This window comes from Bacillus sp. GbtcB10, assembly GCF_019091365.1.
Classification (GTDB): domain Bacteria; phylum Bacillota; class Bacilli; order Bacillales; family Bacillaceae; genus Bacillus; species Bacillus altitudinis.
On the sequence record NZ_JAGXJP010000130.1, the window covers coordinates 1 to 274 of the forward strand.

The following is a 274-nucleotide window of genomic DNA, read 5'->3' on the forward strand; positions in this document are numbered from 1 at the left end:
GTGAGCTAGGCGGTTGCTGCCTTCCGTTGCCTCCTTACGGCAGGTGGCGTCGCAAAAGCTCCCGTCGCCCAGAACCTGGTAAGGTGCGTTTAAGCGACCAGCAATTCGCAGAGCGCCGCAAGCGAGGCGACTGCAAAACCTGCGGCAAACCAGAGCGACGCGGTTCGTGAGCGGCTGCGGGTCGAAACCACCGCGAAGACCACCGAAAAGGAAATGGCAGTGATGAAATTCACCACCAGGAAAAAGGCCGCCCCGTTCATCAATCCATCAGTGC

General features: G+C 59.5%; 1 protein-coding gene. It reads right to left on the reverse strand.

The window, feature by feature from the left end; all coding sequences use genetic code 11:
• Positions 1 to 89: 89 nt before the first annotated feature.
• On the reverse strand, positions 90 to 274 hold a 185-nt coding region (locus KVT11_RS19870), incomplete at its 5' end, for a hypothetical protein (RefSeq protein ID WP_217609149.1).